At 68.4% G+C, this 22,199-nt stretch carries 24 protein-coding genes, 1 tRNA gene and 1 riboswitch; of the genes, 13 read left to right on the plus strand and 12 right to left on the minus strand.

Features of this window, described 5'->3' with window-relative positions; genetic code table 11:
* Positions 1 to 160: 160 nt before the first annotated feature.
* Positions 161 to 508: an STAS domain-containing protein gene (locus tag AB0J64_RS50275; protein ID WP_344999369.1), complete on the minus strand. Its 348-nt coding sequence runs from the start codon at positions 506 to 508 to the stop codon at positions 161 to 163.
* 187 nt (positions 509 to 695) lie between these two features.
* On the opposite strand from AB0J64_RS50275, the gene AB0J64_RS50280 reads away from it, so the two are divergent.
* Entirely contained in the window at positions 696 to 1,124 is a 429-nt protein-coding gene (locus AB0J64_RS50280) for a hypothetical protein (RefSeq protein WP_364044183.1), read from the plus strand.
* Between the two features lie 19 nt (positions 1,125 to 1,143).
* On the opposite strand, the gene AB0J64_RS50285 is transcribed toward AB0J64_RS50280, so the two are convergent.
* A complete protein-coding gene (locus AB0J64_RS50285; RefSeq protein WP_364044186.1) occupies positions 1,144 to 2,247 on the minus strand; it encodes an ATP-binding protein in 1,104 nt (367 codons plus the stop codon).
* Positions 2,247 to 2,945 (minus strand): response regulator transcription factor, encoded by a 699-nt coding sequence (locus AB0J64_RS50290; RefSeq protein ID WP_364044189.1) that lies wholly within the window; start codon positions 2,943 to 2,945, stop codon positions 2,247 to 2,249. The genes AB0J64_RS50285 and AB0J64_RS50290 overlap by 1 nt, the downstream gene beginning before the upstream one ends.
* A gap of 94 nt (positions 2,946 to 3,039) precedes the next feature.
* Here AB0J64_RS50290 and AB0J64_RS50295 point away from each other — a divergent pair, with 94 nt between their 5' ends.
* The 3 genes from AB0J64_RS50295 to yidC all read left to right on the plus strand — a co-directional run bounded on the left by AB0J64_RS50295 (position 3,040) and on the right by yidC (position 4,135).
* Entirely contained in the window at positions 3,040 to 3,213 is a 174-nt protein-coding gene (locus tag AB0J64_RS50295) for a hypothetical protein (RefSeq protein WP_364044192.1), read from the plus strand.
* On the plus strand, positions 3,210 to 3,410 hold the full coding sequence (locus AB0J64_RS50300) for a DUF6412 domain-containing protein (protein ID WP_344999379.1): 201 nt from the start codon (positions 3,210 to 3,212) through the stop codon (positions 3,408 to 3,410). The genes AB0J64_RS50295 and AB0J64_RS50300 overlap by 4 nt, the downstream gene beginning before the upstream one ends.
* An 83-nt stretch (positions 3,411 to 3,493) precedes the next feature.
* Positions 3,494 to 4,135: a membrane protein insertase YidC gene (yidC, locus tag AB0J64_RS50305; protein WP_364044196.1), complete on the plus strand. Its 642-nt coding sequence runs from the start codon at positions 3,494 to 3,496 to the stop codon at positions 4,133 to 4,135.
* Here yidC and AB0J64_RS50310 read toward each other — a convergent pair.
* A complete protein-coding gene (locus tag AB0J64_RS50310) occupies positions 4,119 to 4,550 on the minus strand; it encodes an ATP-binding protein (RefSeq protein ID WP_364044199.1) in 432 nt (143 codons plus the stop codon). The genes yidC and AB0J64_RS50310 overlap by 17 nt on opposite strands.
* A gap of 142 nt (positions 4,551 to 4,692) precedes the next feature.
* Complete coding sequence (locus AB0J64_RS50315; RefSeq protein ID WP_364044202.1) at positions 4,693 to 6,561, minus strand: PAS domain S-box protein; 1,869 nt, start codon at positions 6,559 to 6,561, stop codon at positions 4,693 to 4,695.
* Between the two features lie 98 nt (positions 6,562 to 6,659).
* On the opposite strand from AB0J64_RS50315, the gene AB0J64_RS50320 reads away from it, so the two are divergent.
* Positions 6,660 to 7,232, plus strand: coding sequence for a methylated-DNA--[protein]-cysteine S-methyltransferase (locus AB0J64_RS50320; RefSeq protein ID WP_364044205.1), 573 nt, complete (start codon positions 6,660 to 6,662; stop codon positions 7,230 to 7,232).
* Here AB0J64_RS50320 and AB0J64_RS50325 read toward each other — a convergent pair.
* The 6 genes from AB0J64_RS50325 to AB0J64_RS50350 form a co-directional block, all read right to left on the minus strand.
* Positions 7,198 to 8,529 carry a cytosine permease gene (locus AB0J64_RS50325; protein ID WP_364044208.1) on the minus strand — a complete coding sequence of 444 codons (1,332 nt, stop codon included), beginning with the start codon at positions 8,527 to 8,529 and terminating at the stop codon, positions 7,198 to 7,200. The two genes, AB0J64_RS50320 and AB0J64_RS50325, sit on opposite strands and share 35 nt — an antisense overlap.
* Positions 8,519 to 8,634, minus strand: a riboswitch (TPP riboswitch). Its footprint overlaps the gene before it by 11 nt.
* A 74-nt stretch (positions 8,635 to 8,708) precedes the next feature.
* A complete protein-coding gene (locus tag AB0J64_RS50330; protein ID WP_364044211.1) occupies positions 8,709 to 9,032 on the minus strand; it encodes a rhodanese-like domain-containing protein in 324 nt (107 codons plus the stop codon).
* Positions 9,029 to 9,448, minus strand: coding sequence for a helix-turn-helix domain-containing protein (locus AB0J64_RS50335; RefSeq protein ID WP_364044214.1), 420 nt, complete (start codon positions 9,446 to 9,448; stop codon positions 9,029 to 9,031). The genes AB0J64_RS50330 and AB0J64_RS50335 overlap by 4 nt, the downstream gene beginning before the upstream one ends.
* A 74-nt stretch (positions 9,449 to 9,522) precedes the next feature.
* On the minus strand, positions 9,523 to 10,401 hold the full coding sequence (locus AB0J64_RS50340; RefSeq protein ID WP_364044217.1) for a DNA-formamidopyrimidine glycosylase family protein: 879 nt from the start codon (positions 10,399 to 10,401) through the stop codon (positions 9,523 to 9,525).
* 18 nt (positions 10,402 to 10,419) lie between these two features.
* Entirely contained in the window at positions 10,420 to 11,025 is a 606-nt protein-coding gene (locus AB0J64_RS50345) for a transcriptional regulator (RefSeq protein WP_364044220.1), read from the minus strand.
* A 17-nt stretch (positions 11,026 to 11,042) separates the two neighbouring features.
* Complete coding sequence (locus AB0J64_RS50350) at positions 11,043 to 11,969, minus strand: LCP family protein (RefSeq protein WP_364044223.1); 927 nt, start codon at positions 11,967 to 11,969, stop codon at positions 11,043 to 11,045.
* Between the two features lie 560 nt (positions 11,970 to 12,529).
* On the opposite strand from AB0J64_RS50350, the gene AB0J64_RS50355 reads away from it, so the two are divergent.
* A complete protein-coding gene (locus AB0J64_RS50355) occupies positions 12,530 to 13,879 on the plus strand; it encodes a hemolysin family protein (RefSeq protein ID WP_364044226.1) in 1,350 nt (449 codons plus the stop codon).
* Entirely contained in the window at positions 13,876 to 14,889 is a 1,014-nt protein-coding gene (locus AB0J64_RS50360; RefSeq protein ID WP_364044229.1) for a hemolysin family protein, read from the plus strand. Before AB0J64_RS50355 ends, AB0J64_RS50360 begins: the two co-directional genes overlap by 4 nt.
* Before the next feature lie 221 nt (positions 14,890 to 15,110).
* Here the strand turns inward: AB0J64_RS50360 and AB0J64_RS50365 are convergent.
* A tRNA-Leu gene (locus AB0J64_RS50365) sits at positions 15,111 to 15,193 on the minus strand.
* A gap of 200 nt (positions 15,194 to 15,393) precedes the next feature.
* On the opposite strand from AB0J64_RS50365, the gene AB0J64_RS50370 reads away from it, so the two are divergent.
* Genes AB0J64_RS50370 through AB0J64_RS50395 form a run of 6 tightly spaced genes read left to right on the plus strand, consistent with a single transcriptional unit; the run spans position 15,394 to position 22,173 of the window.
* A complete protein-coding gene (locus tag AB0J64_RS50370) occupies positions 15,394 to 16,134 on the plus strand; it encodes a DUF3662 and FHA domain-containing protein (protein WP_091081864.1) in 741 nt (246 codons plus the stop codon).
* A 17-nt stretch (positions 16,135 to 16,151) separates the two neighbouring features.
* Positions 16,152 to 16,619, plus strand: a complete 468-nt coding sequence (locus AB0J64_RS50375) for an FHA domain-containing protein (RefSeq protein WP_344999426.1) — start codon at positions 16,152 to 16,154, stop codon at positions 16,617 to 16,619.
* Positions 16,616 to 17,923 carry a Stp1/IreP family PP2C-type Ser/Thr phosphatase gene (locus tag AB0J64_RS50380; RefSeq protein ID WP_364044232.1) on the plus strand — a complete coding sequence of 436 codons (1,308 nt, stop codon included), beginning with the start codon at positions 16,616 to 16,618 and terminating at the stop codon, positions 17,921 to 17,923. The genes AB0J64_RS50375 and AB0J64_RS50380 overlap by 4 nt, the downstream gene beginning before the upstream one ends.
* Positions 17,924 to 19,342 (plus strand): FtsW/RodA/SpoVE family cell cycle protein, encoded by a 1,419-nt coding sequence (locus AB0J64_RS50385; protein WP_364044235.1) that lies wholly within the window; start codon positions 17,924 to 17,926, stop codon positions 19,340 to 19,342.
* Positions 19,339 to 20,799 (plus strand): penicillin-binding transpeptidase domain-containing protein, encoded by a 1,461-nt coding sequence (locus AB0J64_RS50390; RefSeq protein WP_364044238.1) that lies wholly within the window; start codon positions 19,339 to 19,341, stop codon positions 20,797 to 20,799. The genes AB0J64_RS50385 and AB0J64_RS50390 overlap by 4 nt, the downstream gene beginning before the upstream one ends.
* A 21-nt stretch (positions 20,800 to 20,820) precedes the next feature.
* Complete coding sequence (locus AB0J64_RS50395) at positions 20,821 to 22,173, plus strand: serine/threonine-protein kinase (RefSeq protein ID WP_364044241.1); 1,353 nt, start codon at positions 20,821 to 20,823, stop codon at positions 22,171 to 22,173.
* The last annotated feature ends 26 nt before the right edge of the window (positions 22,174 to 22,199 follow it).

The following is a 22,199-nucleotide window of genomic DNA, read 5'->3' on the forward strand; positions in this document are numbered from 1 at the left end:
GGTGTCCTCCCCCCTCGTCCCCGATCGCCCCGCGCGCGGGGCGATCGGCACCGGCGGCCCTGGCCAGGTCACCATCGCCACCGTAGCCGACATCCGTGCCCCTGCGCGGCACGCCACCGGCCGGGAGGCGCGCCGACGCGCCGCCCGCCCACGGATACCGTCACGATCCCTCGGTTATGAGGAACTCCTGCGGCACCTCGTCATGCACGGTGAACACCGAGTCGAGCCCGGTGACCTGCAGAATCTTGCGTACGGCAGGACGCGGGGCGGCCACTTCGAGCGTCCCTCCCTGCTCCTTCATCCGTTTGAGCGCCGACAGCAGCACGTTCATCCCCGTGGAGTCGCAGAAATCCACGGCGGACATGTCGATGACCACCCGGCTGGGCCCCTCCTTCAACAGCCGAGTGAACTCGGTCTGCAGGTGAGGCGCCGTGTACAGGTCGATTTCTCCGGTGATGGCAACGAGTGCTGACCCGGCATGTGATCGAGTCGAGACCTTGAGCTCCACATGGGCAGGCTAGCGGCGCGGAGGCTTCCGGTCACGTTCTCACGCCGATAGGGGAACCACAGGTTTTTGTCCTCCGTTTGGGCTCCATGGAAACGGAGAGTACGCGAAGCTTGACAGCGTGATACCAGAACCAGCACAGCCTCATGGAGAGGGAGGGGCTGGGGCAGGACAGGCGGGCCCCGCGTCGATGAAAACAGACAAACCTGAAGACCCCCAGCGCCAAGGGCTCCGGGAGAGCCTGGAGACCATCCTCATCCGCACAGAGAAGGCCACGTCATGGCATGAAGAAGCAGAACGCCTCCGCGGCCTGGTGAACCGCGAAGGCTACGTCCCCATCCGCGCCCGGCTCGCGGTCGAGGACCTCGACTTCCTGTCGGGCGCCCGCAGTGATCTGCTCAGGTTCTCGGAGCTCGGGCTGAGGCTGCTGGATCTCCATCAGCCGAGGGACGCGGGCGGCATCACCAGCGACGCCGCCCACCCGATCCTGCGGTGCCGTAGCTGCATGTGGCGCTGGCCTTGCCCGACATTTCGCGCGATGTTGGAGTCGTTCGGCGTCCCCAGGGACGCGACGGAGACACCACCACCACCTGAAACGACACTTCCCGAGAGCGCCTGAGACGGGGCGATCCAGGAGGTCAACCGACGACCGGCGGCAGCCGGATCTCGAACCGGCAACCCGGCCCGTCGTTGACCACCCCGATCACCCCGTCGTGCGCCTCCACGATCCCTTGCGCGATGGCCAGCCCCAGCCCCGCCCCGCCGCCGGCGGCAGGACTACGGGCCGCCTCTCCCCGGAAGGCCACCTCGAACACCCGAGTCAGGTCCTCCTCCGGAATCCCCCCACAGCAATCAGCGACCGACAGACAGGCCATTCCGGAGTCGTCCACCCCGGCCCGCAGCACCACGGTCCGGTCCGACGGCGTGTGCCGGATGGCGTTGACCACGAGATTCCCCAGCGCACGGCCCAGCGCTCCCGCGTCGGCCTCCACCGGCACGGACTCCGACGCCTCTGCCGTGAGCACCACTCCCTTGGCCCTGGCGAGCGGCTCGGCCCCGGCGAGCGTGTCGGCCACGAGGTCGGCCAGCCCGATGCGCGACCGGGAGAGCCGCAGCGCCCCCGCGTGGATCCGCGACAGCTCGAACAGGTCGTCCACCATCGCCGAGAGCCGCTCCACCTCCAGCTTGATCTGCGCGTGGTAGCGCGCGACCGTCGGCGGGTCCGACACCACCCCGTCCTGCAACGCCTCGACCATCGCCCGCATCCCGGCCAGCGGCGTACGCAGGTCGTGGCTCACCCAGGCGACGAGCTCCCGCCGCGCCCCTTCCAGCGCCCGCTCCCGCGCGTACGCCTCCTCCAGGGTGTTCGCGATGGTCTGGAGCTCGGCAGGCAGCCCCCGCGGCGCCTCGAACGGCACGGCCCGCACGGCGGACACCAGCCTCCTGCTCTCCCCGACCACCCGTCTGGCCAGCACGAACGCCACCCCGAGCCCGACCAGCCCGCCCACGGCCACCACGCTCAGCACGAAGTCCTTGACGGGCCCGCCGATGATCATTTTCATGATGATGGCCACGACCCCGGTCAGCGTCGCCGCCACGGCGACCACCACGACCACGGCCAGCATCACCCCGATGGACCTGGCGCGCAGGCGCCACATCACCCCGATGCCGAGCAGCGCGATCACCAGGCCGAGCCCCGCGGTGACGGCCACGACCATGAGCAGCTCGCCGGACCGCACCATCAGGTGCCGCCCTCCGTCGGCTCGTACCGGTAGCCGACCCCCCACACCGTGACGATCCTCCGCGGTTCGGTCGGATCCTGCTCGATCTTCTCCCGCAGCCGCCGGACGTGCACGGTCACGGTGGAGGAGTCGCCGAACGACCACCCCCACACCTGGTTCAGCAGCGCGGAGCGGCTGAAGGCCTGCCGCGGATTGCGCATGAGGTAGGCGAGCAGATCGAACTCCCGGGCCGTCAGCATCACCTCGTCGCCCCGCAGGCGTACCTCATGAGCCCCCACGTCCACCACCAGGTCCCCGTCCCGCAGCACGCCGGTGCCACCGGTGACGGACGCCCCGCCGGCCCGCCGCAGCACGGACTGGACGCGCAGCGCCAGCTCGCGCGGGCTGAACGGCTTGACCACGTAGTCGTCGGCCCCCGTCTCCAGCCCCACCACCCGGTCGATCTCCTCGCCGAGCGCGGTCAGCATGATCACGGGTACGGGCCAGCGCTCCCTGAGCTTCCTGCACACCTGCAGCCCGTCGATCTTGGGCAGCATCAGGTCGAGCACCATGAGATCGGGCGGGTCGGCCAGCGCCCTGCGCAGCGCCTCCACGCCGTCGCCGACGCATTCGACGTCGTGCCCGTCACGCTCCAGATAGCGCGCGACGACCTCGGCAACGGTCGGATCGTCATCGACGACCAGGATGCGCGTGTTCACGCCTTCACGGTACGGCCAGGGGCCGGGGAAGTGTCATGGACGTCATTGGTTCGTAAGCCTCGCGGATCATGGTCCGAGGACGTACGGTGGCTGCATGGGTAGAGTCGTGATGCTCGTCATAGGGGCCCTGCTGGGCCTCTTCGTGCTCTTCAACTTCTTGCTGCCGATGCTGGCGTTCCTGTTCAAGATCGCTCTGATCATCGGCGTGATCGGCCTGGTGGTCTTCATCGCGGTGACCGTGATGAGCAAGTCCTCCCGGTCGAGTTGACGTCCTTCCTTTTCGACCCGTGGCTGATCGGGATCACCATGATGGCGATCCTGCTGCTGGCCACGTGGGCAGCCATGTTGCTGCCCGTTCTCAGTGGGGAGCCGGCGAGCTTTCCGCTGACGTACGCGCGCCGCACGGCCTTCCAGCGCCAGCGCGACCCGGACGCGGCAGGCCGCTCGCGTCCACGAGCTCCTTGAGCATGCCCCGCTTCGACGTCAAGCGGGGCTCCTCGAACGCGACGGGTGAGCCCTGATCCCTTCGAACACTCGAAGTAGGGCTCATGATCGATTCTCTTGTCACGTTCGTCGTCAACCTGTCCGGGGGCAGCGCCGCGCTCGGGATCGTGCTGTTCACCCTGGCCGTACGGCTCATGCTGCTGCCGCTCAATGTACGCAGGGACCGCGCGATGAAGATCCGCGAACGGCTCGCCCCCAAGCTGCGTGAGCTGCAGAAACGCCACGCGCGAAACCCTGAGCGCCTGTCCGGGGAGATGTCCGCGCTCTTCGCCAAGGAAGGCACCTCGCCTTTCGCCGGATACCTGCCCATGCTGGCGCAGCTGCCGTTCATGTGGCTGATGTACCGGGTGGCCACGCATCCGACCGCGCTGGTGGGCCATGACCTGTTCGGGGCTCCACTGGGGCAGCAGGTGGCCGGCGTGGTGGCCAATTACGGTCTGGTCAGCATGCCGGTTTTGGTCTTTGTTATGGTCATTGCGCTGGTCGCAGCCGTGGCGTGGCTCTCCGCCCGAAACATCAAGGTTGGAGAAGATCAACCGCAGTGGCTGAGGAGGCTCCTGCCGTGGATGCCGTACGGCTCCGTGCTCGCCACGCTGGTGCTCCCGCTCGCGGGCGCGCTCTACCTGCTCGTCTCCACGGCGTGGGCCGCGGGCGAGCGGGCCGTGCTCGCTAGCCGGCCTCTTTAAGTGCCTTGACCTGCCCGTTCAGCGACGCTCGAGGAGCGGGCAGGATGGCCCACACCGTCGTCGTGTCGCCGTCGTGCCGGACCCCCCAGCTCTCCGCGACGTACTCCACGATGCCGAGCCCCCGGCCCCCGAGCGATGAGAGAGTGGGGCGGCCGGCCCGCGGCTCGGTCGCCGCGCCCCCGTCGCTCACCGCCACCTCGATGTGATCGTCACTCCGCAGCCAGGCCACTCTGACCATGCCCGACGGCAGGGGGTGCGCGTGCCTAAGCGCGTTGCTCAGCAGCTCGCTCACCACCAGCACGGCATCGTCGATCGCCGCGGTGAAAACCCCGCTGTCCTGCAGCTCATTGCTCAGACGCTGGCGGGCGACGGCGACGCTGGACGGCGCGTACGGCAGCAGCACCACGCTTGACACACCCACCTCCCCGTTCCCTGTGCCCCCCGCGGGAACACTCCCCGGTACGACCGAAATGCCCCGTTACTCGATCCCAGAAACCGCATCTCGATCACAGCTTGTGCACATTGGACGATAGATCAGCGGAACTGTGACCACCTCGTTACCGCATCGGTGTGTCGGATCGGATAGGGGAAACACCTCGTAGTAAGAGCCGCATTCTCGTCCCCCCTTCCGGTCGCGGATGGGCGCTCACGTCTCCGCCCTGGGCTCTCGCAAGGCTGCGGACGATGTAAAGACCGAGCCCTACTCCACCAAACCTTCTCCGGTCCCCGCTGTCCACCTGGACAAACCTCTCAAAGATCCGCTCGCGGTCAGTCGGCGCGATACCCACGCCTTCGTCGTCCACGACCACGACGACGTTGTCGTCCTCGGGCCAGGCCGCCACGCTGATCAGTCCGCCCTCCGGCGAGTACTTGAACGCGTTCTCCAGCAGCTGCCCCAGGACGATGTCCGTAGCCAGCGCGTCACCCAGCACGTACGGCAGCCCGTCGTGGATGTCCACCTCGACCCGGTGCTTGTCCGACAGCGCGGGCAGCCCCAAAGTGGCCGCGTCGATCCGTTCCGCCAGGTCGAACTCCTCGATGCGCACCTTCAGCTCGTCCGCCCCCGCCCTGGCGCCGAGCAGCAGGTGGTCCATGAGCTCACCCAGCGACCTGGCGCGCTCGGCGATCGTGTGGACGGCCGAGCGGCGCTCAGGGTCGCTCATCTTGTCCCAGCGCCTGTCGAGCGTGCTGGCGAACCCACGCACGATCGTGATGGGCGTACGCAGCTCGTGGCTGGTCGTGGCCAGGAACAGGTCCTTGGCCTCCTCGAGCTCCTTGGCCGTGGTCACGTCGCGGAAGTCGATGACCACCTCACCGGTCTCCTCGATCCGCGCGCTCACGACGTCCAGCCACCGCCCGGTCTCCATCTGGAACGTGACCTTCTCGCCCGGCTTGGGCAGCGGGAACGGCGGCGGCCCGCCGATGACGGCCTCGGCGGGGAACGCGGTGAGGTCGACGGCGGCCGGGTTCCACCGCACCACGCGGCCGGCCTCGTCGAGCACCGCGATGCCGTCGGCACTGGCGTCGAAGACGGCCTGCTCGTGCGCCCGCTGCCGCACCGCCTCCTGGTAGGCCACCGCGTTGCCGACGGCGATGCCGGCGTGCCCGGCCAGCAGCTCCAGCAGCTCCAGCTCGAGGTGTCCTGGCGTGCTCTCGGCGAACAACGCGTACAGGGCCCCGTAGGGACGCCCGCCGACGGCGGCCAGGCCGAGCGCGATCGTGTGCAGGCCCTTCAGCCGGGCCCACACCAGGTCGTCCAGCTCGTCCGACTGCAGCAGGACGGTCTTGCCGGTGCGTAAGAGCTTGTCCACCAGGCTCGTACGCAGGTCCGTGGTGGTGCCCCTGATGGCGGCCGGCAGCTGGTACGTGCTGACCAGACGTAAGCGGTCGCCCTCGATCAGCACGAACCCGCCCGCGTCCGCCCCCGTGAGCTCGGTGAGGCTGGCCGAGATCCGGTCGAGCACGGCGGAGAGCTCAAGTTCGGAGTTGATGTCGCCGACCACGTCGGTCAGCCTGCGCACCAGCCGCGCCCTGCGGGCCATGCGGTTCCTGGCGAGCTCGTCGGCGCGCGCGAGGTGGTGGACGCAGACGTATCCGGCCACGGCGCTGCCCAGGCGCAGCGCGCTGATGTCGACCCGGACGTCCAGAACGGTCCCGTCGCTGCGCAGGCGTTTGGTCCGGACCGAGACCTGGCCTCCGGTGCGTACGCGCTCCAGGACGGCGTTGTGCTCGGCGGTGAGCTCGCCGGGCACCATCGGCGCCCGGCGCCCGAGCATCTCCTCCGCCGTCCACCCGAACAGCCGCTCGGCCGCCTCGTTCCAGACCAGCACGCTCTGGTCACGGTCGACGACCACGACGGCGTTGGGCGAACTGGCGAGCGCAGCGCGAGCTATCTCGTCGTCACTCCCGGCCCATTCGTCCCCCACTCCTCCATAGTGCACGTGGCAAGGTGGGTCCGTCGGGCGATCCGTCCGATACGCTGCGGTCACGGCGATTCTCGGTGGGTGGGGAGGGGTGGGGGGCCATGTCGAGTGGCGATCTCGAGGCCCTGTTGCGCGTGACCTCCAGCACCTATCGAGGTGAGACACCCCCTGACATCGCGTTCGGCACCTATGACGGCGCCGTCGGCAGGCTGGTGCTCGCGGTGACGGGCAAGGGCATCGTGGCGTGCAGCTTCGAGCCGGAGAACAACGTGTTCGAGCTGCTCAGCAGGCATGTGGGCACGTTCATCGGGCAGGACGCGCGCCGGCTCGACCCGGTGCGCAGGGAGCTGGACGCCTACTTCTCCGGCCGCCTGCGCGCGTTCGCCACACCGGTGAACCTGACGCTGGCCACGCCGTTCGCCCGCACGGTGCTGCAGAAGGCGACGGCGATCCCGTACGGCACGACGACGACCCTGGAGGAGATCGGCGCGAGCATCGGCAGGCCGCGCGCGCTCCGGGCGATCGGCAACGCGCTGGCCTCCAACCCCGTGTGCGTGGTCGTGCCGTGCCACCGGGTGGTGCGCGAGGACGGCGGGCTCGGCGACTACGCGGGCGGCACGGCGGCCAAGCAGCACCTGCTCAACGTCGAGCAGCGCGCGTCAACACGCCGATGAGCAGGGTGACCAGCGCGGCCACGACGGCCGCGCCGAGCGCCCCGTTCATCCACGGCTGCCGGGCGAAGCCGATGGCCTCGCGGACCGACTGCCAGTAGGCGTCCCACTGCGGGAGCGTGGGCGTGGAGGTCGTCAGCCAGTACGCCACGAAGCCGAGGGCCCACGGCACCAGCCTCGACCAGCGCGAAGGCGCGTGCTCCTCGGTGTTCCAGCTGCGCGAGCCGCCCAGCACGAAGTAGTCCACGGCCAGCACCGCGAACATCGGCACGAACACCGCCCCGATCACGCCGAGGAACGCCCCGTACGAGTTGACGTCCACGAACAGGGCGATCGCGACGGTCAGCACGCCGATGGCGGTGGAGAAGATGCGCCGGTCCACGCGCGGCATCAGGTTCTGCAGCGAGACCGTGGTGGAGTAGACGTTGGCGAATGACTGGTCGGTCTCGCGCAGCACCAGGATCGCGAAGAACAGCGCGCCCAACGGCACCGCGACGAAGGGGCCGAACACCGACGTCCCGTCGGCCTGCACCGCGTCCGCCCCGGCCATGGCCACCGCGTACACGCCGAGCCCCAGGCAGGCCACCTGCGCCAGCGTGTACCCGCCCACCACGCCGGTGAACGCGGCCCCGCTCGACCGGGAGTGCCGGGCGAAGTCCGCCGCCATCGGCACCCACGACACCGACAGCGCGATCACGTAGTCCACGGCCGGGGCGAACGCCGCCCAGGACCCACCCGTGTGCACGGGCGCCCGGGTCAGGAAGAACCAGGCGAACCAGACCAGCGACACGATCACCCCGATGGTGACGTACCGCCGCAGGATCCGCACCGACCCGAGCGGCCAGATGGTGAGCGCGGTGGTCAGCGCCCCCGCCGCGATCACCCACACCTGGTACGGCACCGCCCCGAAGATCGCGCCGGCCGCCTTGGCGATCACCCACAGCTCGAACGCGCCCCAGCCGATCATCTGCACGATGTTCAGCACCGTGGGCACGTACGAGATCCTCGCCCCGAACAGCCCCCGCAGCAGCACCATCGCGGGCTGCCCCGTCCGCGTGCCGGGGACGGCGGACAGGCCGACCATGGCCGTGCCGACGAGGCTGCCCACCACGACGGCCACCAGCGCGGCGGCCAGGCTGAGCGGGGCGCCCTGGAGCGGGTCGAGCAGGAGCAGCGCCCCGGAGAAGCCCAGGAGGCTGACGCCGAGGTTCGCCCAGAGCGCACCCTGGTCGAGTACGCCCAGCGTCTTCGGCGGCCTGCCCTCGAGGGTCAGGGGAACTTCGTCGGCGACATGCGTCATCGCACACTCCCTACGCCGGCATTACCCGGACAGGTTCAGGCGGTCGGCAGCGGATCTCTGCTGCCCTCTCAGCCCGGCGAACCCCGAGCTCCCGCGACGATCTGAAGTTGGCGCCCTCATCATGCCCTAGTGGCGGCTGAAATGCCACAGGGAGGCTTTACGCCCGCTTTTGGAGCTTTTTACGCAACGAAGGGCGTTTGCCCGGTCTCGCTCACCATCGGGCGGCGCGCGAACTCCCACGACTGCATGCCGCCGCCGACGTTGACCGCGTCGCGCCCGAGCTGGTTGAGCCAGGCCGCCACCTGAAGGGACCGGCCACCCACCCGGCAGACGACGTAGACCGTGCGGTCGCCGGGCACCTCGTCCACCCGCCCCTGGATCTGGGTCATGGGGATGTGGACTGCCTCGGGCGCGTGCCCCGCGACCCACTCCTCCTGCTCTCGGACGTCGAGCAGGTAGGCGTCGTCGGGAACTGCACTGGCCTCGATCTCAGGAACGGTCATGACTCCATCATCTCGCGTCTCTCATCGTAGGCCGCACGCGCGGCGGCGATCTCCTGCTGGTGCTCCTCCGTCCAGGTGACCAGCGTCTTGATGGTCTGATGAAGCGTACGGCCGAGCGGCGTGAGCGCGTAGTCGACCCTGGGCGGCACGACGGGGTGGACCGTACGGGTGACCAGGCCGTCGCGCTCGAGCTGGCGCAGGGTCACGCTGAGCATGCGCTGGCTGACGCCGTCGATCTCGCGGCGGAGCTGGGTGAAACGCAGGCTCTGACAGTCGAGCAGCGCGATCACGAGCAGCGACCACTTGTCCGCGATGCGGTCGAGTATCTGACGGACCTCGCAGTCCTCGCGCGTGTCCCACTGGCGTACGTCGTAGTCGTCTTCCATGGTGCTGTCGCAGCGATCGGGTGATTCCACGGTGCCCATGTTCGCCGACGACCCGATCGGTTACAAGAGAGAACCGAGCTGCTGAGAAGTAACCAGACCGCAGCTCATTTCAGCAGGCGAGACAGGCGCCGGTCCGCGAGTGGCTTGCCACCGGTCTGGCAGGTGGGGCAGTACTGCAGGGACGAGTCGGCGAAGGACACCTCGCGGATCGTGTCACCGCACACGTCGCACGGCTGCCCCGCGCGGTTGTGGACGCGCAGCCCGGACTTCTTCTCCGCCTTGAGGTCCTTGGCCGCCAGCCCGTGCGCCCGCTCCACCGCCTCGCCCAACGTGGTGACGATGGCCTCGTGCAGGTCGGCGATCTGGGCGTCCGTCAACGAAGACGCGATCTTGAACGGGGACATCCTCGCCGCGTGCAGCACCTCGTCCGAGTACGCGTTGCCGATGCCCGCGATGACCTTCTGGTCGCGCAGCAGCCCCTTGATCTGGGTGCGGTTGCCGCTCACGATGCGCTTGAGCGCGTCGACGGTGAAGGACTCGTGGAGGGGGTCGGGGCCGAGAGAGGCGATGCCGGGGATGTCCTCCGGATTTTTCGTGACATAGACGGCGAGGCGCTTCTGCGTCCCCGCCTCCGTCAGCTCGAATCCGGGCGCCGGCCCCTCGTCGTCGGGCGCCAGCCGGACCCGTACCGCGAGCGGCCCCTTGCCGGGACGCACCGGCTTCGCGCCCGAGAGGTCGTCGCGCCAGCGCAGCCACCCCGCCCTGGCCAGGTGGATGACCAGGTGCAGGCCGTCGCAGTCGAGGTCGAGGAACTTGCCGTGCCGCGACACGCCGGTGACGGTCAGCCCGCCGAGCGCGGTCACGGGCGGGTCGAACGTCTTGAGCGCCTGGATGGCCACGACGTCGATCCCGAGAACCGTACGTCCCACGGCCCGCTCGCGCAGGAAGTGGGTGAGAGACTCCACTTCAGGAAGTTCCGGCATGCCACCAGCGTACGGCGGCTACGGGACGTTCCAGAAGGCCAGCTCGTGCGCCATACCCTCGGCGAACAGCGCCTCCGCCCGCACCGGGTCCGGCTCCGCCTCGTCGATCATCTGCGCGATCCGCACGGTCAGCGCCTCGAACCCCGGATCCGCGTACGTGTCCACCCAGGCCCGATATCTCGGCTCATCGGGCGGATTCTCCGCCAATATCCGCCCAAGACTCGAATATCCCCACATACACGGATAAAGCGCAGCCAGCCCCTCCCCGTACGACGCCGCGGACTCCAGCAGGAACGCCGTGTACGCCGCACACGCCGGCCCCTTCACCGCCCCCTCCAGATCGGCCCCGAACTCCGCCGACAGCGACCTGTGCAGGCTCAGCTCGTCGTGGTACGTGGTGTGCGCCAGGTCCACCAGGTCACCCAGGTGCCCGGCCGGAGCCTGCCAGGCCAGCCGGGCGAAGACCCGTACGTAGTCGAGCAGGAACAGGTAGTCCTGCTCCAGCCACGACCTGAACACCGGCTCGGGCAGGTCGCCCCGCCCGATGCCGGCCACGGTGGGATGCTCCAGCTGCGCCTGGAGCAGCGGACGGCCGATGGCGTGCAGTCTCTCCGAGATGGCCATGGCCGGCAGGTTAGTGCTCAGTTGCTGTCGATGATGCTCTGGGGGACCGGCTTGTCGCTCTTGAGAGCGTCGAAGAGGGCCAGGGCCTTGGTGCGGTCCCACTTGACCGCCGTGCCGCCGCTCGGGACGGTCTCGTTCCCGCCGAACGGCACCACCGTCGTCACCGGGCTGTCGCCCATCGCCAGCCCCAGCGACAGCATGTCGAACGCGCCCGTCCCCGAGTCGACGGCGACCGCGTCAGTGGCGCTCATCGCCAGCGGGATCGAGGTGAACGGGTTGATCAGCACCCCGGGACTGGCCGCCTTCTTCACGACCGCGCCCAGGAACTGCCGCTGCCGCTTGGTCCGCTCGAAGTCGGGCAGCGCGCCGCCCTTGCGGGTCCGCACGTATCCCAGGGCCTGGGCGCCGTTGAGCACCTGGGTGCCCTTCTTCAGCTTGAGCCCCGCCTTCGGGTCGTCCACGGCGGCCCGTACGTTGATCTCGACCCCGCCGATGGCGTCCACGATGTTCACGAACCCGGCGAACCCGATCTCCATGTAGTGGTCGACGTGCACTCCGGTGACCGACTCCACGGTGCGGACCAGGAGCTGCGGCCCGCCGTTGTAGGCGGCGTTGAGCTTGTCGCGCCCCTTGCCGGGGATGGTGACCGCCGAGTCGCGCGGCAGGCTCACCAGCGTCGGCTTGTCGCCGGTGTCGGGAATGTGCAGCAGCATCATCGAGTCCGTACGCTGCCCGACGGCCTTACCGGTGGCCAGCTTCTTCCGCTCCGCGGCCGACAGGCCCTTGCGGCTGTCGGAGCCGACGAGCAGCCAGTTGGTGCCGGGGGTGTCCGCGATACGGCCCTGGTAATCGTCCAGCACGCCGTCGATGCCGGTGATCCTGGAGTTGATCCAGAAGAACAGACCCACGGCCGCCACGAGCAGGACGACCAGCACCCCAGCCACGATCTTCAGAATCGTCCTGCCGGAGAGCCGCAAGCGCGGTCCCGCGGGACCAGCCGGCTCATCGCCCTTGGAGCGCAGCGGCCGCACCGGACTATTACCAGCGCGGGCCTTGCCGTACACGCGCCCGCCCTTGGGCGGAGCATCCGAAGGGGGTCCCTGCGGAGCTGCAGGAAGCTTGTGCGTGGGCGCGCCCGGCCCCCCGAACGGACTCTCATGGGCAGGCGCACCCCCTGAACGCAGCCGCCCGTCGCTGGGCTTCGGTGGCAGCGGGCGGCCGTCGCCTGGTGACCGCATGGCCCGCGTCCGGTCGTCCTCAGACACTTTGCCCTCTTCCTTCGGTTGTCATAAACGCTACGTCGAACCCTGCGGCAGTGAAGACTCTCGGCCAAGGTTTTCCCACGTAAAAGTACGCGGAACCAGCGAAGAGTCACTCCGGAAACATAGACGCCAACCGCATCGTTACGGTTATGGACGACCTCTATCGAAGGGATGATCGTGTCCGCTCCGGACCCGTGGAGTCTTCGCCCGTGCTCCGGCACGGGTTCCTCTGAGGACTCACCATGGTGAGCGCTTATCTGGGCCTACTGGCCCTCTTCCTCCTCACGGCGGCGACCGGCTACTTCGTCGCTCAGGAGTTCGCCTTCGTAGCCGCAGACCGCGCACTCCTGCGCGAGCAGGCCGCGGCGGGCGACCAAGCCGCCGACAAGGCGCTCCAGGTCACTTCCCGCCTCTCCTTCATGCTCTCGGGCGCCCAGCTCGGTATCACCGTCACAGCGCTGCTGGTCGGTTTCCTGGCCGAGCCGGCCATCGCCACGATCGTCCGGCCGTGGCTGGCGGACACGAGCATGCCCGACACCGTGATCACCGGCCTCTCGGTCGCCATCGGCGTCTTCGTGGCGACCGTCGTCCAGATGGTCCTGGGCGAGCTCGCCCCCAAGAACCTGGGCATCGCCAGGCCGGAGCCGGTGGCCAAGTTCCTGGCGAGCTCGACGCTGGTCTATCTGGCCGTGGTGGGGCCGCTGGTCAAGCTGTTCGACTCCGCGGCGACCGGCCTGCTCCGCCGTCTGGGCATCGAGCCGGTCGAGGAGGTCGAGCACGGCGCGACGCCGGAGGAGCTCTCCCGCATCATCGAGGAGTCGACGAGGGCCGGCGAACTGCCGCCGAGACTCTCCGACCTGCTCGAAAGGGCTCTGGAGTTCGGCGACAGGACCGCGGAGGAGATCATGGTCCCCCGCCCCCGCGTAGTCGTGCTCCGCGCCGACCAGCCGATCAGCGACCTCATCGAGATCATGCGCAGGTGCGGCCACTCCCGCTATCCGGTGCTCAACGAGGACGGCGACGTAGCGGGCGTGACAGGCGTACGCGAACTCCTCTCCTCGGGCCTCGAGGAGGGCGAGATCGTGGAGATCTCACGGCCGGCCCTGCTCATCCCCGATTCGGTGCCGATCCCGGCGGTCCTGGAGAAAATGCGCGCGGCCAAGGACGACATCGCCTGCGTCATCGACGAGTACGGCGGCCTGGCCGGCGTCATCACGGTGGAGGACCTGGCGGAGGAGCTGGTCGGCGAACTGGTCGACGAGAACGACCCCGAACCGGTCGGCGCGGTGGAGCAGCCGGACGGCGCCTGGGAGGTGCCCGGCACCCTGAGACTCGACGAGGTGGAGCGGGCAACCGGCGTGGCACTCCCGGAGAGCGACGACTACGACACACTCGCGGGCCTGATCCTCGCGAAGCTCGGAAGAATGCCCGACGAGGGCGACACCGTGACGGTCCCGATCGAGCAGGACCCCGACCCGTTCGCGGAAGACGAACAGGAACACCTGGCAGAGCTGACAGTGATCTCCCTCAACCGCAGGGTGCCCGAATGGGTCCGCCTGTCCCCGGTCACGCACGCGGAGGCGGCACGATGACCCTGCTCATCCTCAGCCTGGCGCTGCTGGCCTTCAACGCGCTGTTCGTGGCGGCGGAGTTCGCCTTCGTCTCCTCGAGGCGCCACCGCCTGGAGGAGATAGCCTCCCGTAACAACAACCGCCTGATCAGGCTGACGGCAAGATCAGCGATCGGCGGCGGCAAACAGCTGTCCCTCATGCTCGCCGGCGCCCAGCTCGGCATCACCCTGTGCACCCTGGGCCTCGGCCAGGTGACGGAGCCGGCGATAGAACACACCCTGGAGCCGGTCTTCGCCGCCGTGGGCATTCCAGAGGCCCTACGCCTCCCCATAGCCCTCACCATCGCCCTGGCCTTGGTGACCTTCCTCCACATGGTCGTAGGCGAAATGGCCCCCAAATCCTGGGCCCTGACTCACCCGGAACGCTCGGTCCTCCTCCTCACCCTCCCGTTCCGAGCCTTCACCTGGCTGATGCGCCCCCTCCTGTCAACCCTGAACGGCCTGACCAACGCCATACTCCGCCTGTTCGGCGTAAAACCAAGAAACGAGCTCGCAACCACAAGAACCCCCCGCCAACTCGCCATGCTGGTAGGCGAGTCCGGCAGAATGGGCCTCCTGGACAGAGAGGAACACGACCTCCTGACCAGAGCCCTGAGACTGGACGACGAGGGCATAGAACGCCTGATGGTCCCCATAGCCCACGCAATAATGGTCCCGCCATCGGCAAACGCGCCCCAGATCAGAACAGCAGCAGCAACCAGCGGTCACCTCCGCCTCTTGGTAGGCACCCCAGGAGACGTAAAAGGCGCCCTACACGCCCGAGACGCCCTCCTACAGCCATCAAGCACCGCAGAAGCCCTCTGCCGCCCCCTACCAAAACTCCCCTGCATAACCCAGGTCCCAGAGGCCGTAACGGCACTCCAAGAGGCAAGAGCCCACCTGGCCCTGGTCACAAACCAGCCAGGCGAAGTGATCGGAATGGTCAGCCTCACAGACCTCTTGGGCGAACTCCTGGACACCAAGGCAGCCTGACGGTGACCTAAATCACAAAAACAAAGAGCCGACCCCTTGCGATCCCCCAAACCCGACCACAAGGATGGAGGGCCCGGGAGGGAAACCTCCCGGACAGGGGGTCTGGGGGCACTCCCCCAGAAAGACGCTGGGGGTCCGGGGGTCATCCCCCGGGAGAAATGACGAGGGGACCCGAGGGAGCAAACCGCTAGGTTTGCGACCAAGGATCCCCAGTCACCGAGTGGGCGAGGAGGGATTTGAACCCTCACGTCCTTTCGGACACACGGACCTGAACCGTGCGCGTCTGCCGTTCCGCCACCCGCCCTTGTGGGTGCGGAAAGAACACTAGCACGGAACAGCCAGTGGTACTGAACCCGGATACGATCGCATAAGACACGGGAGCGGAGGAGCTGGGCGCGACAGCCGACGAGCGCCAGGGACACCGTGACGTGGGAACGAGCGGAAACCGGGCGCCGGACGCGTCTGGGGGCCGCGATCATATGCACGGAGGAAGGGAGGTACCCGGTGGGAGTCCTTCAGCGCTTCGAGCGAAGGCTCGAAGGCTTGGTTGAGGGGGCCTTTGCGCGGGCGTTCAAATCTGACCTTCAGCCGGTCGAGGTCGCCAGCGCGGTTCAGCGGGAGATGGATGAGCGTGCGGCGATCGTCGCTCAAGGTCGCACGCTCGTGCCCAACGACTTCGTGGTTGAGCTGTCCACGACCGACAGCGAGCGGCTTGAGGTCTACGCCGACAGCATCAGCCACGAGTTGGCCAACCTCGCCAGGGAGTACGCCAAGGAGCAGGGCTACTCCTTTGTGGGACCGGTCCGGGTCCGCTTCGAGACCGCCGGCGACCTGGCTGTGGGGCTGTTCCGCATCAGGTCGGGCGTCATCCGCGGCGCGACGGTCGAGCAGGACGAGATTCGCCAGCCGGCGAGCGACCTGCCTCCGTCGAGGCCGAACGCGTTCAACGGGCGGCCGAGGCTGCTCGTCTCCACCCAGGACGACCCGCAGGGCGACCGTTCCTACGAGCTCACCACTCCGGTGACCTTGCTCGGCAGGGGCACCGACTGCGATCTTCGTCTGGTCGATCCGGGCGTCTCGCGACACCATGCGGAGTTGCGGGTAGAGGGCCAGACGGTGGCCCTCGTCGACCTCGGGTCCACCAACGGCACTTTCGTCAACGGCCAGCCGGTACGCAGGATCGAGCTCCAGAACGGCACGCGAGTGACGTTGGGGCGCACGACCCTGGTGTTCCGGCGCGATTAGGGGTAGACAAACGGTCCATGTCCGAGCTCACGCTGCTGCTGATCCGGCTCGCTTTCCTGGCGGTGCTGTGGTTCTTCGTCATTGCCGCAGTCGGCGTGATCCGGACTGACTTGTTCGGTTCACGCACGGCTCCCGCGGGCCCACGTAACGTGAAACCCGCCAAACCCGTGGCGAAGCCCAAGAGCAAAAAGGGCGAGCCACGCCAGCTCATCGTTACGGGTGGCCCGCTGCAAGGCACCACCATTAACCTCACGGAGACGCCCATCACCATTGGCCGGGCCAATGACGCCACGCTGGTAGTCACGGACGACTACGCTTCCAGCCGGCATGCCCGGCTCTTCCCCCAGGACGGTCAGTGGATCGTGGAAGATCTCGGTTCGACCAACGGCACGTATCTCGACCGCTCGAAAGTCACCCGCCCGACCCCGGTGCCGCTCGGTGTTCCGATCCGCGTCGGCAAGACAGTCATTGAATTGCGCAAATGACCATCGCACTCCGCTACGCCGCCCGCTCGGACGTCGGCCTCCTCCGCGAAGGGAACGAGGACTCGGCGTACGCTAGCGGCCGCCTGCTAGCCGTCGCAGACGGCATGGGCGGGCACGCACACGGCGAGGTGGCGAGCTCAGTCGCCATCGCCGCCATGGCCTCTCTGGAAGAGGCCCAACAGGGGGGTGACCTGCTCAACACCATCGAGGCAGCGGTACGCGACGCCAACCGCAGGCTGCACGAGATGGTGGGGCGGGATCCCAGCCTCAAAGGCATGGGCACGACTCTCACGGCCATGCTCTGGCACGGCACCCAGGTCGCCCTGGTGCATGTGGGCGACTCGCGCGCCTACCTGCTCCGGCGCGGGGAGCTGTACCAGATCACCCATGACCACACGCTGGTGCAGCAGCTCGTCGACGACGGGCGCATCACGCCGGAAGAGGCGGCCACCCATCCGCAGCGCTCGATCCTGCTGCGCGCGCTCGACGGCAGCGGCGAGGTCGACCCCGACCTCACGCTCCGCGAGGCGCAGGTGGGCGACCGCTACCTGCTCTGTTCCGACGGCCTGTCGGGCGTGGTGAGCGCGGAGACGCTGCACGCCACGCTGACCAACATCGACGACCCCGAAGAGGTCGTGCGCCAGCTCATCGACCTGGCCAACCGGGGTGGCGGGCCCGACAACATCACCTGCGTGCTGGCCGACGTGCTGGAGCTCACTGAGGGGCAGCAGGTGCCCACCGAGGCCGCCATGGTCGGGGCCGCGGGCATGAACCGGCTGCACGGCAGTCCGCAGGAGACCCAGCCGGGGCGAGCCGGCGCGGTGACCGCACCCCAGCCGGTGTTCACCGATGACGACTTCGATGAGCCGGTCGCCGAGGCGCCCCGGCGCAAGCGTCGTCGTCTGTGGCCCGTGCTGGTCACCGTGCTCGGCGTAGGCGTGGTCGCCGTCAGTGTCGGCGGCTACTTCGGATACCAGTGGACCCAGGACCAGTTCTTCGTCGGCGCTAGGGGCGACGAAGTGGTCGTTTTTCAAGGGGTCAAGAGGGAGCTGGGGCCGTTCCAGCTCTTCGAGGTGTCCAAGGCCACGGGCCGGCAGCTCTCCCAGCTGTCCGAGGCCGACCAGGCGCTGATCAGGAGCGGCATCCCGGTCACCGACGTCGACGAAGGCATGACGAGGATCAACGCTTTGAAGTTCTCCGCAGACCAGAAGAGCGCGGACCAGAAGAGCAGCGACACCCCCTCCACGACCGCCAGCTCGTCGCCCACGCCATCCGCGAGCGCGACCAAGACGAAGCAACGGTAAATGAGCGAAGTCGCAGCCTCCCCCGTCCCGATGCCGGCCAAGCGCCGCCTGGCCCAGCTCGTCATGCTGGCCCTCGCGGTTGTGATCATCATGGGCGCCTACGCCAACGTGGGTCTGGCGGTCGACGGCAAGATCCCCGCGGGCATGCTGGCGTACGGCCTGGGGCTGGGCGGTCTGATGCTGGCCGCCTACCTCGTCCTGGCCAAGTTCGCGCCCTGGGCCGATCCCCTGATCCTGCCGCTGGTGACCCTGATCAACGGCCTCGGCCTGGTGACGATCTACCGGCTCGAGGCCGCCAAGATGCCCGGCGCGTCCGCCGCCAACCAGATCATGTGGACCGGTCTCGGCGTCGTCATGTTCTCGATCACCCTGATCGTGCTGCGCGACCACCGCATGCTCCAGCGGCTGACCTACACCGCGGGCGCCGTCGGCCTGGTCCTGCTCGCCATCCCCGCGGTGCTGCCCGGCAGCCTCAGCGAGGTGCAGGGCGCCAAGATCTGGATCCGCATCGGGGGCTTCTCCATCCAGCCCGGCGAGTTCGCCAAGCTGGCGCTGGTCGTCTTCTTCGCCGGCTACCTGGTGGCCAAGCGCGACGTGCTGGCCCTGGCCGGGCGGCGGCTGCTCTTCATCGACCTGCCCAGGGCCAGGGACCTCGGCCCGGTCCTCGTCACCTGGGGTTTCAGCCTGCTGGTGCTGGTCTTCGAGAAGGACCTGGGCACCTCGCTGCTGATCTTCGGCACGTTCATCGCGATGCTCTACATCGCGACCCAGCGCACGTCGTGGGTGCTGATCGGCATCCTGCTCTTCGTCGGCGGCGCCTTCCTCGCCGGGCAGATCTTCGACCACGTGGGCGCCCGCTTCGACGTCTGGCTCGACCCCACCAACGAGGTCTACTACGGCAACGCGGACATCTGCCAGCAGGATCCTCCGGGCGACCCGATGTGCGGCAAGAGCTACCAGACCATGCAGGGCATGTTCGGGTTCGGCGCGGGCGGCATCCTGGGCACCGGGCTCGGCCAGGGCCACCCCAGCCTGATCCCGCTGTCGTTCTCCGACTTCATCTTCGCAGCGACCGGCGAGGAGCTGGGCCTGACCGGGCTGATGGCGCTGCTCATGATGTACGCCCTGCTGGTCCAGCGCGGCCTGCGCACCTCGCTCGCGGCCCGCGACCCGTTCTCCAAGCTCCTGGCGGGCGGCCTGTCGTTCATCCTGGCCTGGCAGGTCTTCATCATCGTCGGCGGTGTGACGAACCTCATCCCCCTGACCGGCCTGGTCACCCCGTTCATGTCCCAGGGTGGCTCGGCATTGCTGGCTAACTGGATCCTTATCGCGCTATTGGTACGCATGTCGGACGCGGCACGGCGACCCCCGCCCCAGGCGATCCAGAACGAAGGACTGACGCAGGTGTTCCAGCGATGAACGGCACTCTGAAGCGCATCGCCGTGGCCTGTCTGGCCATGTTCGCGCTCCTGATGATCAACGTGAACTACCTGCAGGCCGTCAAGGCGGAGGAACTGCGCACGGACTCTCGTAACACCCGCAACTACTACGAGCGCTACGCCATCGAGCGCGGTCGCATCACCGCGGGTGGCAAGGTGCTCGCGCAGTCGGTCGAGACCAAGAGCGACGAGTTCCGGTTCATCAGGGAATATCCGGAGGCCAAGCTCTACGCGCACGTCACCGGCTTCTTCTCGCCCGAGAGCGAGAGCGCGATCGAGAAGTCCGAGAACCAGTTGCTCGACGGCTCCAGCGCCGACCTGCTGCTGCGGCGGAGCATCGACCTGTTCACCGGCGAGCCGGCCAAGGGCGCCAACGTCGATCTCACGATCAACCCCAAGGCGCAGAAGGCGGCCTACGACGCGCTGCGCCAGAGCGGCAAGCGCGGCGCCCTCGTCGCGCTCGACCCGAAGACCGGCGGCATCCTGGCGATGGTCTCGCTGCCGACCTACGACCCCACCGAGCTCTCCGGCACCAACAAGAGCAAGGTCTTCCCGCGCTACGACGAGCTGGCCAAGGACAAGAGCCAGCCGCTGCTCAACCGTACGATCGAGCAGACATACCCGCCGGGCTCGACGTTCAAGGTGGTGACCGCGGCGGCCTACCTCGAGGACGACTCCTCGCGCGGGCCGCAGACGACCGTGGACGCGCCCCAGCGGCTGCCCCTGCCCAACACGACCATCAGCCTGCCCAACTACGGCGGCGCGGCCTGCGGCTCGGGCTCGGTCACGCTGACGTACGCGCTGGAGAAGTCCTGCAATACGCCGTTCGCGAAGATCGGCATGGAGCTGGGTTTCGACAAGCTGAAGGAGCAGACGGAGAAGTTCGGCATGGGCCAGCCGCTCGCCGTGCCGATGTCGGTGGCCCAGAGCGACTTCGGTAAGGACTACGACAAGGCGGCCCTGGCGATGGCCTCCATCGGCCAGAACAGCAACCGGATGACGCCGCTGCAGATGGCCATGATCGCCGCGGGCATCGCCAATGACGGCAAGGTGATGAAGCCGTATCTGGTCAACAAGATCTCCGACGCCAAGGGCGACACGGTCGACCAGGCCAAGCCGGAAGAGCTGTCGGAGGCCGTCAGCTCCGAGACGGCGGGCAAGCTGCGTGAGATGATGGTGAGCGTCGTTCAGAACGGCACCGCCAACCTGGCGCAGATCTCAGGCGTCCAAGTAGCGGGCAAGACGGGCACCGCGGAGACTGCCGACGGGCAGCCGCCGCACGCCTGGTTCATCTCCTTCGCGCCTGCCGAGGACCCGAAGGTGGCCCTCGCGGTCATCGTCGAGTCCGGTGCAGCCAATGTCGGCGCGGAGGCGACCGGCGGCCACACCGCCGCGCCGATCGCAAAGGCCGTGCTGGAGGCGGTGCTGAACAAATGAGTGACGCTAACCTGCTGGGTCATGCGGCTCCGTAACCGCTACCTCCTGCTCTCCCGCATCGCCACAGGCGGTATGGGAGAGGTCTGGCGTGCCCGTGACGAGCTGCTCGGGCGTGAGGTGGCGGTGAAGATCCTGCGTAGCCACATCTACGCAGACCCCACTTTCCGCGAGCGGTTCAGGAACGAGGCGCGTCTCACCGCTGCCCTGGCCGACCCGGGAGTGGCGCAGATCTTCGACTACGGCGAGCAGAGCGATCTGGCCTATCTCGTGATGGAGCTGGTGCACGGCGAGCCGCTGTCGGCCATCCTGGCCCGCAACGGCGCCATAGGGCCCGAGGTGACGCTCGACGTGGTCCACCAGACGGCCAAGGCGCTGCACGTGGCGCACTCCGCCGGGATCATCCACCGCGACATCAAGCCGGGCAACCTGCTGGTCACCTCCGAGGGCGCCATCAAGGTCACGGACTTCGGCATCGCCAGGGCCCTGGAGGCCGCGCCGGTCACGCAGACGGGCACCGTGCTGGGCACGGCCCAGTACGTCAGCCCCGAGCAGGCCCAGGGGTTCCCGCTCACACCCGCGACCGACCTCTACTCGCTGGGCGTGGTGGCCTACGAGTGCCTGGCCGGGCGCACGCCGTTCCAGGGCGAAAGCCAGGTGGCGATCGCGCTGCAGCACCTCAACGAGCTGCCGCCGCCGCTCGGCGTGGACGTGCCCGCGCCGGTGCGCGAGCTCGTCATGGCGCTGCTGGCCAAGGACCCCGCGCGGCGCCCCGCCACCGCGATGGAGGCGGCCGACCGGGCGTACGTGCTGCGGGAGTCGCTGGCCGGCGCCGCGCCGGTCGCCGACCTCAGCATGCTCACCGACCCGGGTGGCTTCCGCGTACGCGAGGCGGCGCCGGAGGACGAGCAGGAGACCGACAACCTCGACCAGGCCACCACGCTGCAGGAGCCGGCCGGGGGAAGGCGTCACAAGCGGGCGTTCGCCCTGGTGGCCGCCGCCGGCTGCGCGGCCGCGGTGGGGCTCACCGCGATCACGCTCGCGAGCAGCCCGCCCGCGGAGACGGCCACGCCGGAGGTGGCCGAGCCGAGCAGGTCGGCCGTACGGACGTCGGAGCAGCCGTCGCCCACACCGAAGAAGAAACGCACCAGGCGACCTCCTGTGGTTCCGGTGAAGTCGCCGAGGCCTATACCCTCGCGGTCAGCTACGGTAAGCAAGTCAGCAACTCCCACCAAGAAGCCGACACCGAAACCGACCCCGACCACCCGAACCCCGACACCCACACCCACCCCGACGCCCACCACGACACAGAAAACTCCGACACCCACCGCCTCGCCGGACCCGGGTGCTACAAACCCGTCCAAAGAGGAGACGTGATGCGCTATGGGGTCGATGATGGACAC

It is taken from the genome of Nonomuraea sp. NPDC049695 (genome assembly GCF_040674955.1).
GTDB classification, from domain to species: Bacteria; Actinomycetota; Actinomycetes; order Streptosporangiales; family Streptosporangiaceae; genus Nonomuraea; species Nonomuraea helvata.